This is a genomic window from Exiguobacterium sp. TNDT2 (assembly GCF_003331145.1).
Lineage (GTDB): Bacteria > Bacillota > Bacilli > Exiguobacteriales > Exiguobacteriaceae > Exiguobacterium.
The window spans coordinates 1-14,344 of record NZ_QLVE01000026.1 but is presented as its reverse complement, the minus strand read 5'-3'; the positions used below and the strand labels follow the sequence as shown (position 1 = coordinate 14,344).

Here is a 14,344-nt window from a genome sequence, read left to right as displayed (position 1 = left end):
AAAACTTTTTTTGCCTCATCGTTCAGTTTTCAAAGTTCGTCTGTCGCTCATTGGCGACTCTTAAAATAATACAAGTCATCGACACAGTTGTCAACCACTTTTTTATTCTTTTCCGCTGCCATCAGCGGCAACGTTTATTACTTTACCGCATCCCTAAATAGAACGCAAGACTTTTTGCAAAAGTTTTTCTGAAAAAGTTTTAGCCTCTTTAACCCGGCAACATTCTCCACAGAAAAACCTCTCGCCCGTAAGAGCGAGAGGTTAAAACGATTCTTTACTGTTGATGTCTCATCGTCGGGAACAATAGAACATCACGAATCGATGGTGCATTCGTCAACAACATGACGAGGCGATCGATTCCGATTCCAAGACCGCCCGTTGGTGGCATTCCGTATTCGAGCGCCTCAAGGAAATCGTTGTCCAATTCATGGGCTTCGTCATTCCCTGCTTCTTTCTCAAGAAGTTGTGCTTCGAAACGCTCACGCTGATCAATCGGATCATTCAATTCCGTGAAGGCGTTAGCATGTTCACGACGAACGATGAACAATTCAAATCGATCCGTGAAGCGTGAATCTGCATCGTTCTTTTTCGCCAATGGCGATACTTCGACAGGGTGACCCGTGACAAACGTCGGTTGTAACAATGTTTCTTCGACTTTCTGCTCAAAGAATTCATTGACGATGTGACCGAACGTCATATGGTCTTGAATCTCGACACCGTGCTCTTTTGCAAGCGCACGTGCATCTTCATCAGACATCTGTTGCCAGAAATCGACGCCTGTTTCTTCTTTAACCAAGTCGACCATGTGCGCACGTTTCCAACCGACAGCCAAATGAATCGTATCTTCTCCATATTGAACGTCCGTCGTGCCAAGAACTTCTTGGGCTACGTGCGCTACGAGTTCTTCCGTCAAATCCATGATGTCATTATAGTCCGCATACGCTTCATACAATTCAATCATCGTGAACTCTGGGTTATGACGCGTTGAGATCCCCTCATTACGGAAGACACGGCCAATCTCATACACGCGCTCGAGACCACCGACAATCAAGCGCTTCAAATGAAGCTCGATGGCGATTCGCATATATAATTCCATATCAAGTGCGTTATGATGCGTCAAGAACGGACGGGCCGCCGCTCCACCTGCGATTGTATGCAACATCGGCGTTTCGACTTCCAAGTAACCGCGATGGTTCAAGAAATTCCGAATTTCCGAGATGATGCGGCTACGCAGAATAAACGTTTGACGTGAATCGTTATTCGTAATCAAATCCAAGTAACGTTGGCGATAGCGTTGTTCCACATCTTTTAAGCCATGATATTTATCAGGGAGCGGACGAAGTGCTTTCGTCAACAATTCAAACTCTTCGACGTGGATTGATAATTCGCCGACGTTCGTCTTGAACAGCTTCCCTTTCACTCCAACGATGTCACCAAGGTCAGATGATTTGAATAAATCGAACGGTTCGTCACCTACGTCATTTTTACGAACGTAAATTTGAATTTGTCCTGTGACGTCTTGGATGTGGGCAAAAAAGACTTTCCCTTTTCCACGTTTCGTCATGATTCGTCCGGCAAGCGTCACTTCGACGTCTTGTTCGGCCAAGGCTTCTTTTTCAATCGCCTCATATTGTTCATGTAATTCACCGGCATGGGCAGAACGTTCGAACCGACGTCCGAACGGGTCAAGCCCTTGCTCACGCATCTCGGTCATTTTTTCAAATCGAACCTGCATTTGGTCATTCATTTCCAACTCGTGACTCACTACTCCATTCACTCCTCTATACGTTTTGGGGTTGTTCCTAACAAAAAACTGTCAGCCTCACGGCCAACAGCACAGCCTAAACCGTTTGCTTGTGTGGTTCACTTTTTCGCCAAACAAGCTTACCACAAATCACTTTGTTAAACTAGTTCACACTTCTTGCATTTGTCGCTCGAGCTGTTCCACAAAATGATACAACACGATGCCAAAAGCATCTCGCGATTCCGTTTCGTTGATTTGCTTCCGAACCGGGCCGCTGCCTTTCAACCCTTTCAAGTACCAAGCCGCATGTTGACGCATCTCGCGAACGGCCGTCACTTCTCCTTTGATGGCAATCAAGCGATCGAGGTGCAACATACAGATGTCGATTTTTTCACGCGCCGCTGGTTCTGGCGGAAGTTCACCCGTTTCCAAATACTGCACCGTTTGATACAGCATCCATGGGTTGCCAAGTGCTGCCCGCCCGATCATGACGGCATCGACACCGTAGTGATCAATCGCATGTTTTGCTTCTTGAGGTGTCGAGATATCGCCGTTACCGATAATCGGAACCGTCGCAATCTTCTTGGCTTCGCCAATCCAATCCCAATTCGCTGTTCCTTCATATTGTTGAGACCGCGTACGACCATGAATCGCAATCGCCGCCGCTCCTCCAGATTGAGCCGCCCGAACATTGTCGAGAATATAAATATGGTCTTCGTCCCAACCGAGGCGCATTTTGACCGTGACCGGCTTATCGACCGCATTCGAGACGGCGTTCACCATCTCGTAAACTTTATCTGGGTCGAGCAACCATTTGGCACCCGCCTCACACTTCGTGACTTTCGGGACTGGGCAACCCATATTAATATCGATGATGTCCGCATTCGTGTTTTGATCCACGTACTGGGCCGCTCTGACGAGTGTATCTTTCGAACCGCCAAAAATCTGAAGGCTGAGCGGCTTTTCCCGTTCATCGACGTACAGCATCCGGAGCGTTCTTGCATTCTCCAATAAAATCCCTTTATCGCTGACCATTTCAGCACAGACGAGTCCCGCGCCAAATTCTTTAGCGATCAAACGAAACGCAGGGTTTGTCACTCCGGCCATCGGGGCAAGGACGGCGCGGTTCTTTATATCGATGTTACCAATTTTGAACCCTGACACTTCTCCACTTCCTTTGCTAACGTTAAACCGAGCTGACCAATGATTGTAACGGTCCGAGACGGACGACGTCTTGCCGTTCCGACGCAGGCAGGGCTTCTAGCAACGCCCGCACCGTCATTCCCTTTACCTCGACCGCCGGAGCAACCTCCGCGAACGGGGCAAGGACAAAAGCGCGTTCATGCATCCGTGGATGCGGAACAGTTAACTGCTTCGATTGTATATCTTCGCTGTTATAGACCAAGATGTCAAGGTCGATTGTACGCGGTCCATTCTTGAATAGTCGTTCTCTCCCTAGGTCCCGTTCAATTTGCTGGAGTTGAAGCAAGGCCGCCTCCGCAGAAAGGGACGGCTCGACTTCGACGACCATATTGTAGAAAGGTGGCTGATCTGTGTATCCGACCGGTGCCGTCTCATATACGGATGACTCTTTCGTCACCTGAAGACCGTTTACCGCCATCGCTTGAATCGCTTCTGCCAGATAGTTGGCACGCTCCCCAATGTTCGATCCCAGCGCTACGTACATCATACGTTCCGTCTCCGTGTCATCTCGATTGCGACTGAGTCATAATGACCCGGGATGGGCGGGTCCGGCTTGATCACTTTGACGGTGACGCTTTGAATCTTGTCGCTGTGGGCCATGACAGCCGTCGTGATGCGCTCGCCCAGCGCCTCGAGCAAATTGACTGGCTCCCCAGTGACGATGTCTTCCGTCAATTGATAGAGTCCCGCGTAACTGACGCCGTCTGTCAAATCATCCGATTGTCCGGCCGGCGCCAAATCCAATTCACACATCAAATCGATATTGAACCGTTGACCGAGTCGATTCTCTTCTGCAAACACACCGTGATAGCCATAAAAACGCATCCCATTCACAAACATCTTATCCAATTTGTCCGCCTCCCAGCATCGCGTCCATCATGAGTGACGCTCGTTTATTCTCTCGTACGTCATGAACCCGAATCCACGCACAGCCTTTCATAATGCCTAGACACGTCGTCGCCAATGTCCCTTCCAGTCGTTCTTCGGTCGGTAAATCAAGCGCTTGACCGATGAATGATTTTCGCGACGTCCCGAGTAACACCGGATAACCGAGATTCGTGATCACATCGAGTCGATTCATCAACTCCATGTTTTGCGCATAGTCTTTCGCAAAGCCGATTCCTGGGTCTAGCCAAATCATCTCATCCGGGACACCTGCCGCTTGAGCGATTTCAATCGATTCATGCAAGTCACCGACGACCTCCTCGATGAAATGACCATAGTTTCGATTGTCACGATTGTGCATCAAGATGATAGGGACGTTAAATGCCCGTGCCACTTGTGCCATCGACTGATCGCCCCACTTCGAGCCCCAGACGTCATTGATGATGTCGGCCCCGGCTTCTAATGCTGCCTTTGCCACCACCGGTTTGTACGTATCGATCGAGATGAGCACGTCGAGCTCTTGCTTCAGTTGACGAATGACAGGAATGACTCGCTCGATTTCTTCTTCCGCTGAGACGAACCGGGCTCCCGGCCGTGTCGATTCCCCGCCGATATCAATCGCGTCCGCTCCGTCTTGAACGAGTTGCTTGGTGTGAGCGACCGCCTGTTCGAGCGCCGTATACCGTCCTCCGTCCGAAAACGAATCCGGTGTCACATTTAAAATTCCCATGATTTTTGTCATCGCGTTTCTTCCCTTTCAATCGCATGCAACAAGACAGACCAACATGCTTTAAATTTTGCCCCGTCTTTTCCTGGATAACTGTTCCCGGCATAGTCTGTGACCGGAGCAATCTGTTGAACCGAATTGGTCAACCAAATCTCGTCTGCCTGTGTAAGTTCCGCAAACGTCACATCACGTTCCTTCACCTCAAACGTATCCATCACCCAACGTCGCGTGACCCCAGCCAGAGGTCCCGTCGCGAGCGGCGTCGTCCAAACTTGGTCAGCTTCGACCCAGAAGATATTCGAGACAAGCCCTTCTACGACATGTCCTGAGTCATCGGCGAACAGTCCTTCCGCCTCCCGATCAACAAGCATGCGCTTCCCTAATATATTGTTCATATAATGATGGGATTTTAAGCGGAAGGCCGCTTCGGGCCGACTTCTTGGAAACGGGATGGCTTCCAGCCGTTTTTCCGTGGGCTGGAACGATTCCGGTAACGGCTTGACGAGCAGTGTCACGTTTGGACGAGTGTAGCGTCCGTCGTAGAGTCCAAGTGGCGCCACCCCCGCGGACACGTTCAAGCGCACATACAGGTTCGGGGTCCCGTTTTGACGAACGACGTCTTGAATCGCCTGCCCCATCTCTTGTTTCGTATACGGTAAATCAATCCATAGTTCCGCTAAGCTCTTTTCGAGACGTGCCCAGTGAAGATCAAACAAGAACGGGATGCCATTGAACGTTCGAAACGTCTCGAATAGGCCCATCCCATATAAAAATCCGTGATCTGCCACCGGAACCGTTACTTCAGAGCTGCCCCGCAGTTCGCCGTTATGCCAAAGCCACATGGCGATACACCTCGACGAAATTACGAATCATGTCTTTGCCGTGTTCTGTCAAAATCGCTTCCGGATGAAACTGGACCCCTTCAATCGGTAATGTTTCATGCCGGAGTGCCATAATCTCTCCCAAGCTCGTCTCGGCCGTGACTTTCAAGCACGACGGTAACGCATCTTGTTCGACCGCGAGCGAATGGTAGCGTGTCACGATCGTCTGTTGCGGGATGCCGTTAAACAGTGTGTTTCCGTCATGTTGAATCGCTGACGTCTTGCCATGCATGAGCCGCTCGGCATGGACGACTTTTCCGCCGAACGCTTGAGCAATCGCTTGATGTCCGAGACAGACGCCAAGAATCGGGATGCGACCGGCAAACGCCTGAATCGCATCGATGCTGATACCCGCCTCACTCGGTGTGCACGGACCAGGCGAAATGACGAGATAACTTGGGGCGAGCGCTTCAATTTCCTCGATCGTGATGTCATCGTTACGACGGACGACGAGTTGTTCACCGAGCTCCCCGAAGTATTGAACTAAATTGTATGTGAACGAGTCATAGTTATCGATGAGTAAAATCATACCGTCGCCTCCGTCATTTCTTTCGCCGTCCATAGCGCTTTCGCCTTGGAAAGTGATTCGGCGTACTCCGCTTCAGGATTCGAATCAATCACAATCCCGGCACCAGCCTGAACATGGGCGATCCCGTCCTTGACGACCATCGTCCGAATCGTGATGTTGAACACGAGGTCATCATCCCAACTGAGCCAGCCGTATGAGCCCGTGTAAATCCCACGCCGGACCGGTTCGAGTTCCTCGATGATTTCCATCGTCCGGATTTTCGGCGCCCCGGTGATGGTGCCGCCCGGGAACATCGCGCCGAGTGCTTCGGCTCCCGATACGCCGTCCCGCATCAGACCGCGCACGTTCGAGACGATATGTTGGACGTGCGAGTACTTCTCGATGACCATCAGCTCATCGACATGCACTGTCCCGTAAGAAGCGACTTTGCCCAAGTCGTTTCTTTCAAGGTCGACGAGCATGACGTGTTCAGCCCGCTCTTTCTCATTGTCAAGTAGCGTCCGAGCCAGTTCCAGATCTTCCGCCTCATCCCGGCCTCGCGGTCTAGTTCCGGCGATCGGACGGGTCGAGATGGCGGCGCCATGTTTCTCGAGCAACAGTTCTGGTGAAGCCGACACCATCGTGAGCGAGTCGTCAACGAAATAACCCATATACGGTGAAGGGTTCACTTTCCGGAGCGTGTCGTAGATGTGACGCGGGTGTGCGAGCAGCGGTTCCGATTGCCGGACGCTCAAGTTCACCTGAAACACATCGCCCTCGACGATATAGTCTTGAATCTTTTGCACGGCCGCAACGAATTCATCCTGTGACAGCGAACGGGATCGCTCGACCGTTCCGCTCGTAAGCGGCGGAAACGCATAATGTGTTTCTGTTCGCCAAAGGGCGGCAAAGCGCTCGAGCTTCGCCTCCGCTTGCTCGTCGGCCGTGACCATCACGTATAAAAGCGATTCTTCTTCATCGAAGACTGCTACTTCATCGAACAGCAAGAAGGAGACGTCCGGTGTCGCCAAGTCGTCTGCCGCCTGCCGTGGTAAACGTTCGAGCGTTCGGGCCACGTCATAGCTCACGTAGCCGATCATCCCGCCAAAAAACGGAGGAGCGCCAGCTGGCCGCTCGGTGGCGTACCGGGTCCGGATTGTTTCGACGATGTCGAGCGGCTCACCGTACAGTGTTTCCGTCGCCTCTGCTGTCGCGAACGCCCCGACCCCATCTTTCACCTGAAGCGTAGCGAACGGCTCGATCCCGGCCATCGTATAGCGGCCGACGCGTCCACTCTCTAGCCACGCGTAGTGCTTCTTCCCTTCGGTCAATGTCATGTACGTGTCGTACATTTTCTCTTTTGTCATGCTCATGGTTTTGAACGCTGTTCGTCTCACGCTACATTCCCCCGTTCCACTGATTCATGCCTTTAATTGTACACAAGAAAAGGCAGTTACCGAAAAAAGTTGTCTCCCGGTAACTGCCGTTTGCTTATGAGCGTACGCTATCTGATTCTTCATCAAATTGATAGAGCGGTGTGCTGAGGTAGCGTTCTCCGTTTGACGGGATAATCGCGAGCACGTTTTTTCCTTTGCCGAGACGTTTCGCCGTATCAACAGCGGCTGCAATCGCCGCCCCAGATGAGATGCCTCCGAGCACGCCGTTCGTTTTGGCCGCAAGACGTGCGTATTCGAACGCCTGATCGGTCGTGATTTGAAGGACACCTTCATAAATCTCCGTATCGAGAATCGACGGGATGAACCCGGCCCCGATGCCTTGGATTTTATGAGGACCTGGTTTACCGCCCGACAAGACCGGTGAATCGACCGGTTCGACCGCTAGGATTTGAACGTTCGGATAGTGGGCTTTCAACACTTTACCCGCTCCCGTGATCGTTCCACCTGTCCCGACGCCGGCGATGAACGCATCGACTTGCAGGCCTGACGCATCGAACGCGTCGACGATTTCAGGCCCCGTCGTCATCTCGTGAACGTTCGGGTTAGCCTCGTTGTTGAACTGTTGCGGAAGGAAATAACCGTTTTGTTCAGCCTCTTCCGTCGCACGGCGAATCGCTCCGCCCATCCCTTCTGGACCCGGTGTCAAAATGAGTTCGGCCCCGTAGCCACGAAGCAAATTGCGACGTTCCATGCTCATCGTTTCCGGCATGACCAAAATCGCTTTATAGCCTTTGGCCGCACTGACCATGGCGAGACCGATTCCTGTGTTCCCACTGGTCGGTTCGATAATCGTATCTCCTGGTTTCAAGACCCCTTCTCGTTCCGCCGCTTCAATCATGGCGAGCGCGATCCGGTCTTTTACGCTAGATCCTGGGTTCATGTACTCTAATTTCAAGTAAACGGTGGCATCATTGTCGCCCGTCAACCCATTCAACTTCACAATCGGTGTCTTTCCAATCAAGTCTGTCACTGAATCTACGATACGCATTTCATTTCCTCCTCCATAATTCCGACTATTCCGATATTGTAATCATACCCTATCAGATTCAAAATATGCAATTTGGAGCAAAGCGGTCAGCGTGCTTGTTGTTTCATCGTTTCTAACTGTTCAGCCGAGAAGTGGTATTTCTCCCCGCAGAAGTGGCAAACCGCCTCGGCGCCGCCATCCTCTTCGATCATTTGACGAATTTCTTCAGTGCCAAGCCCGATAATCGCGCTTTCCATGCGGTCGCGGCCACATGTGCAATTGAATTGGACCGGCTTTTGATCCAACACTTCGAGGCTATCGCCAAGAAGCATTTGGAGCATCTCTTCCGGTGTCTTTTCTTCCCCGATGAGGACCGACACTGGCGGGAACGTCTTGAGCGCCTGTTCAAGCGCTTGAATCGTCTCTTCTGACGCATCCGGCATCAATTGAACGATAATGCCACCGGCCGCGAGAATCGATTCATCTTCCGGGAGGACGAGGACACCTGCACCGACGACTGACGGCACTTGTTCTGACGTCGCGAAATAGTACGTGAAGTCTTCGCTAATCTCACCCGTTTGAATCTCAGACGAGCCACCGACAAAGTCTTTCAAACCGAGGTCTTTAATGACCGAAATCGTCCCGCGTCCGACGGCTTCACCGACTTTCAACTTCGTCAAACCGTGATCATTCACGAACGTGCCGCCTTCGACACGAGGATGTGACACGTAACCGCGCACGTCTCCCGCCGTATCAGCATCGACGATGATCTTCCCGATCGGTCCATCACCTTCGACTTTAAGTGTCACGCGAGCGGCGCCTTTTTGCATCGCACCGATCATCGTCCCGATTGTCATCGTGCGCCCGAGCGCTGCTGAAGCGACCGGTGTCGTCTGGTGACGGAGTTGCGTTTCAAAGATCGTTTTCGTCGTCCGGACGGCAAACGCGCGGACTTCCCCGTTGAACCCGAGGGCCCGGACGAGGTAATCGGCTTTCATTTGGTCAAGTAATGCTTGTTGTTCTGGTTGAATCATATCGAGTAACTCCTTTAAGTTTTATTTCTGGTTGCGGTCATAGATGAGACGAAGCCCATCGAGCGTCAAAAATGAATCCACGGTATCAATCGTCTCGGCATGCTCGCTAATCAAACGCGCGAGCCCGCCCGTGGCAATCACGGTCGCTTCTCCGACTTCACGTTTCATACGACCGACAATCCCGTCGACTTGTGCGACATAGCCGTAATATGTCCCGGACTGCATCGCTTGAATTGTATTTTTCCCAACGACCGTAGGCGGTGTCGCGAGCTCGATGCGCGGCAGCTTGGCTGCTCGTTGATAGAGCGCCTCGACCGAAATCATGATCCCTGGTGAAATGATGCCTCCGTGATAACGGCGATTCTTATCGATATAGCAGTATGTCGTCGCCGTTCCGAAATCCACGATGATGAGTGGTCCATCATACTTGGCAATTCCCGCGACCGCGTTGACGATGCGATCTGCACCGACTTCGCGCGGATTGTCGACATGAATGTCGAGACCGGTTTTCACGCCAGGACCGACAACAATCGGCCGGACATTGAAATAGCGTTGCGACATCTGCTCGAGCGGAAAGATGACCGGTGGAACGACCGAAGACAGAATCACGCCGTCAATCTGATCGAATGAGACGTTCGAGTGGTCAAACAGCGACTTGACGAGCATTCCGTACTCGTCGGTCGTTTTCGTGCGGTCTGTCGAGATGCGCCAATGATGGACGAGCGTCTCGCCGTCATACATCCCGAGGACAATATTTGTATTCCCAACATCGATCACTAAAATCATGATAGCGTTCCTCACTTTGTTGTCAATTACAGTTCGCTCGAATTATAACACGAAAAAAGACGAATGCCTTGTTTCGGGCATTCGTCCATTTCGTCTTAACGTAAATCGCTGTTCGGGCGTTCCGTCGGTGTCGCTTCCGGCTTATCGCCTTCAGGAACCACGTCCGGCTTCGCTTCTTGAACGACTCCAGGCTGATCGATGACTTGTCCGTGCTTGACGGCCGCCTCATCTTTCTTCGCTTCGTCGTTTGCATCATCTTTCGATGGTTCAGACGGCTCTTCCGGTTCGTGCGGAAGATATTCGCGCGTCTTAATCAAGTGACGAATCTGTTTCGAATCGAGCGTTTCGACTTCGAGCAACGTCTTCGCGACGAGTTCGAGATCGTCTCTACGATCCGTCAAGATTTGTTTCGCTTTCGCGTAACAACGGTTGATGATATCCCGGATTTCAAGATCGATATCTTGTGCAATCGCATCCGAGTAATTTTGTTCCGTTTGGAAGTCACGGCCGAGGAAGACTTGTCCACCATGGTTCGACCCAAGTTGGAGCGGTCCGAGCTTGTCACTCATCCCGTAATCCATGACCATCTTCCGGGCGATACCAGTCGCACGTTGGAAGTCATTGCTTGCTCCTGTTGACACCTCACCGAAGATGACGTCTTCCGCCACACGGCCCCCGAGGAGACCAACGATTTTGTCTTCAAGTTCTGGCTTCGTCATGAAGTAGCGATCTTCTTTTGGAAGCATGACGACGTAACCGCCGGCGTTTCCACGAGGAACGATCGTTACTTTATGCACTTCATCCGCATTCTCGAGTTCGAGACCGATAATCGTGTGACCCGCTTCGTGGTACGCAACGATTTGGCGTTCTTTGTCCGAGATGATGCGACTCTTCTTCGAAGGACCAGCGATGACACGGTCAATCGCTTCTTCTACATCGACGACCGAGATGGCCGCACGATCCGAACGGGCTGCAACGAGTGCTGCTTCGTTCAACAAGTTTTCAAGGTCAGCCCCTGAGAAACCAGGTGTCCGTTGCGCGATCGACTTCAAGTCGACTGTTGAATCAAGCGGTTTGTTGCGCGCATGAACTTTAAGGACTTCTTCCCGACCTTTGACGTCTGGACGATCAACCGTGATTTGACGGTCGAATCGGCCTGGACGAAGCAAGGCTGGGTCAAGGATGTCCGGACGGTTCGTCGCGGCAACCATGATGATGCCTTCGTTATCGCTAAATCCATCCATCTCGACGAGAAGTTGGTTAAGCGTTTGTTCACGTTCGTCATGTCCGCCACCGAGACCAGCGCCACGTTGACGTCCGACCGCATCGATTTCATCGATAAAGATGATACACGGTGCGTTCTTCTTCGCGTTCTCGAATAAGTCACGAACACGTGATGCCCCGACACCGACGAACATCTCGACAAAATCAGAACCTGAAATCGAGAAGAATGGAACACCGGCTTCACCTGCTACAGCGCGGGCGAGAAGCGTCTTACCTGTTCCCGGTGGACCGACGAGCAAGACACCTTTCGGAATCCGCGCACCGAGTTTCGAGAACTTGCGTGGGTCTTTCAAGAATTCAACGACTTCGATGAGCTCTTGTTTTTCTTCGTCTGCTCCAGCGACGTCTTGGAACGTCACACGGCGCTTCTCTTGGTCGTATAGTTTTGCCTTCGATTTCCCGAAGTTCATCACACGACCACCACCGCCACCACCTTGGGCTTGGTTGAGCAAGAAGAAGAATAAGATGAAGATGATGATAAACGGTAAGATCGCGAATACGATGCTGAACCAGCTACCACTCGACTCTGCTTCTTCGATTTGGATGTCGGTATCCGCGCGAAGTGACGAAAGCACTTCGGCGTATTCGGCTTCATTAGCCGGGATATTTGTTTCAAAACGCTGATCTTCATCTCCTGTTAGATCTCCTGTGATTGAGATAGCTCCCGGAATTTCTTGTACGGTTGCCGTTTCAATTCGACCTTCTTCCACATATTCCAAGAACTTCGAATACGTAAGCGTCTCGCTCTGGCTATTCGGGTTTTGTAAATATTGAAGGAACAAGATCAAGGCTAGGAAAATCACACCGAAGACTAAGGTGTTTTTCACTGCACGATTCATTCTCTGCCTCCTATTCCGAGAAACGATGTTCTCGCCCATTCAGTATATGTGTATACTTTGGGTATTTCTTTTATCTTAACACGACCCATTTTCAAAAGAAAAACGTTAGCCCCCGTAAATACTCGGCTTGAGCACACCGACGTACGGAAGGTTACGATATTTCTCTTCATAATCGAGACCATAACCGACGACAAACTCATGTGGAATCACAAATCCGCTATAATCAGCCGACAATCCATTCTTACGGCCCGTCGGTTTATCGAGCAACGTCACGATTTTGACCGATTTGGCTTTGCGGTACTTGAGCAGGTCGACGAGATAACCGAGCGTGAGCCCACTATCAATGATATCTTCTACAATCAAGATGTCGCGTCCTTCTACAGATGTATTTAAATCTTTTTCGATTTTGACTTCTCCTGTCGATGACGTTCCGCCGTGGTACGTCGACACGTCCATGAAATCCATTTCTAAATGGATGTCCATTTCTTTGACGAGGTCTGACATGAATGGCATCGCACCTTTTAATACGCAGACGAGGAGTGGGAACTCTTCTTTATATTCTTCGCTAAGCGTGGTAGCGAGTTCTTTCACTTTACCTTGAATCTCTTCGCTTGAAATCAGCACTTTCTCCATATCGTTCATTAATGACATCTTGAAATCCTCCTCTTTCTTATCCGACACAATCATCATTTTACCATTAATCGTGGGCACATCGCACCCGACTTATCTGGAAAATCGGAAACTCTTACCCCTACTATAGCGATAATCCGTCCCGTCGCGTCAACTACCAATGGGACAAAAGGCCGTTTTTCTCGCGGAATCTTCGCGTCAATGAAGATGCGGGCGACTTTTTTCGTCCCGACGGACAGTTTCATCGCGTCTCCAGCCTCGACAGAGCGGATGATCAACGGCAACTCGATCGCCTCGAGCGGAATACCGTCCGTACCTTCCTCAATGTCTAACGAGACTAGCGTCGCCCCGAACGTGACGCGTGCCGGGAGTGTCGTCACTACTTGTTGCTCTGGGGCTAGGACCGATTGAGCGGTTGTTTGTAACGACAACATCCCATCTTGTTTCCGCAGGATCCATGGCCCCTCTAAGTCGAAGTAGCCTGAACCTTGGGCACTCGTTAACAGACGATCCAGCGCGGTCCCCACCTCTACCCCATAGCACCTTGAGAGCAGGCGCCCAACGGTGTATCGTTCGACAGCATTCAAATGCATCAAATCATCTGTTTTCACGTGAAACGCTTTCATCTCGAGCTGCACGTTGTCCTGGATCCAATTCTCCATCTGACGGTAGCGGGTCCGCCACAGATCGTGTTGACGCCGCGCCGTCTCGGTCACGATTTGAACGAGATTCGGTTGTGACGCGAGGAGCTGGGGCACAATCTGATGTCGCACTTGATTGCGCAAATAATCGCTCGTAGCATTGCTCGAATCTTCTCGCCATTCGAGCCGATGACGCTCGGCGTAAGCGATCAGTTCTCGTTTCGGTTCCGATAGGAGTGGGCGGACGAGCTCCCCTCCTGCGAACGGACGACGCTCGGGAATCCCTGTTACTTCGACGACGTTACGGTGTAGCTGGATGAGGACCGTCTCGAGTTGATCATCCGCGTGATGGGCCGTCATCAGTTGTGTATATCCGAACGCACGCATGACTTTTTCAAAGAATGCATAACGTGCCGTCCGGTAAGCAGCTTGTGAACCACCGTTCGGGAAAGCGAACCGTTTGCCATGAAACGGCACGTCGTACGAGTCGGCCAGACGTCGCACAAATTCATACTCTTCATCCGAGTCGGGACGCAGTCCATGATGGACATGGGCCACGCCCACTTCCATACCGTTCCGAATGACCCGATCCAACAAGACGACCGAATCGACTCCACCTGACACAGCAATCAATACTTTCGTCATCCGTCGCCCTCCTTGATATAACAAAAGAAGCCATCTCGAGTGAGATGGCTTCTTTTCGCTTAGGTAAGTGACCCGTACGGGATTCGAACCCGTGTTACCGCCGTGAAAGGGCG

The 14,344-nt window shown here is 51.4% G+C and carries 14 protein-coding genes; all 14 read right to left on the bottom strand.

All coding sequences use genetic code 11. From position 1 onward, the window contains the following. Positions 1-274: 274 nt before the first annotated feature. Complete coding sequence (gene lysS, locus DPV68_RS12400; RefSeq protein ID WP_114167117.1) at positions 275-1,765, bottom strand: lysine--tRNA ligase; 1,491 nt, start codon at positions 1,763-1,765, stop codon at positions 275-277. 147 nt (positions 1,766-1,912) lie between these two features. Then, positions 1,913-2,851, bottom strand: a complete 939-nt coding sequence (dusB, locus tag DPV68_RS12395; RefSeq protein WP_232819639.1) for a tRNA dihydrouridine synthase DusB — start codon at positions 2,849-2,851, stop codon at positions 1,913-1,915. Between the two features lie 79 nt (positions 2,852-2,930). Further along, on the bottom strand, positions 2,931-3,434 hold the full coding sequence (gene folK, locus DPV68_RS12390) for a 2-amino-4-hydroxy-6-hydroxymethyldihydropteridine diphosphokinase (protein WP_114167115.1): 504 nt from the start codon (positions 3,432-3,434) through the stop codon (positions 2,931-2,933). Then, complete coding sequence (gene folB, locus DPV68_RS12385) at positions 3,431-3,796, bottom strand: dihydroneopterin aldolase (protein ID WP_198662314.1); 366 nt, start codon at positions 3,794-3,796, stop codon at positions 3,431-3,433. The genes folK and folB overlap by 4 nt, the downstream gene beginning before the upstream one ends. After that, positions 3,789-4,574 carry a dihydropteroate synthase gene (folP, locus tag DPV68_RS12380; RefSeq protein ID WP_114167114.1) on the bottom strand — a complete coding sequence of 262 codons (786 nt, stop codon included), beginning with the start codon at positions 4,572-4,574 and terminating at the stop codon, positions 3,789-3,791. Before folP ends, folB begins: the two co-directional genes overlap by 8 nt. Next, entirely contained in the window at positions 4,571-5,401 is an 831-nt protein-coding gene (locus DPV68_RS12375; RefSeq protein WP_114167113.1) for an aminotransferase class IV, read from the bottom strand. The genes folP and DPV68_RS12375 overlap by 4 nt, the downstream gene beginning before the upstream one ends. Further along, positions 5,385-5,969, bottom strand: coding sequence for an aminodeoxychorismate/anthranilate synthase component II (gene pabA, locus DPV68_RS12370; RefSeq protein WP_114167112.1), 585 nt, complete (start codon positions 5,967-5,969; stop codon positions 5,385-5,387). Before pabA ends, DPV68_RS12375 begins: the two co-directional genes overlap by 17 nt. Further along, positions 5,966-7,315 (bottom strand): anthranilate synthase component I family protein, encoded by a 1,350-nt coding sequence (locus tag DPV68_RS12365; protein ID WP_232819638.1) that lies wholly within the window; start codon positions 7,313-7,315, stop codon positions 5,966-5,968. The genes pabA and DPV68_RS12365 overlap by 4 nt, the downstream gene beginning before the upstream one ends. A 124-nt stretch (positions 7,316-7,439) precedes the next feature. Next, positions 7,440-8,393: a cysteine synthase A gene (cysK, locus tag DPV68_RS12360; protein ID WP_114167110.1), complete on the bottom strand. Its 954-nt coding sequence runs from the start codon at positions 8,391-8,393 to the stop codon at positions 7,440-7,442. Between the two features lie 86 nt (positions 8,394-8,479). Beyond that, the gene (hslO, locus tag DPV68_RS12355; RefSeq protein WP_114167109.1) at positions 8,480-9,406 is read right to left on the bottom strand and encodes an Hsp33 family molecular chaperone HslO; all 927 of its coding nucleotides are present in this window, start codon (positions 9,404-9,406) and stop codon (positions 8,480-8,482) included. Between the two features lie 21 nt (positions 9,407-9,427). Then, entirely contained in the window at positions 9,428-10,192 is a 765-nt protein-coding gene (locus DPV68_RS12350) for a type III pantothenate kinase (protein WP_114167108.1), read from the bottom strand. Positions 10,193-10,287: 95 nt separating this feature from the next. Continuing rightward, positions 10,288-12,315 (bottom strand): ATP-dependent zinc metalloprotease FtsH, encoded by a 2,028-nt coding sequence (gene ftsH / locus DPV68_RS12345; RefSeq protein WP_114167107.1) that lies wholly within the window; start codon positions 12,313-12,315, stop codon positions 10,288-10,290. A 105-nt stretch (positions 12,316-12,420) separates the two neighbouring features. Continuing rightward, positions 12,421-12,966 carry a hypoxanthine phosphoribosyltransferase gene (gene hpt, locus DPV68_RS12340; RefSeq protein WP_021068188.1) on the bottom strand — a complete coding sequence of 182 codons (546 nt, stop codon included), beginning with the start codon at positions 12,964-12,966 and terminating at the stop codon, positions 12,421-12,423. A gap of 35 nt (positions 12,967-13,001) precedes the next feature. Beyond that, positions 13,002-14,231, bottom strand: a complete 1,230-nt coding sequence (gene tilS, locus DPV68_RS12335) for a tRNA lysidine(34) synthetase TilS (RefSeq protein ID WP_198662312.1) — start codon at positions 14,229-14,231, stop codon at positions 13,002-13,004. Positions 14,232-14,344 lie beyond the last annotated feature (113 nt).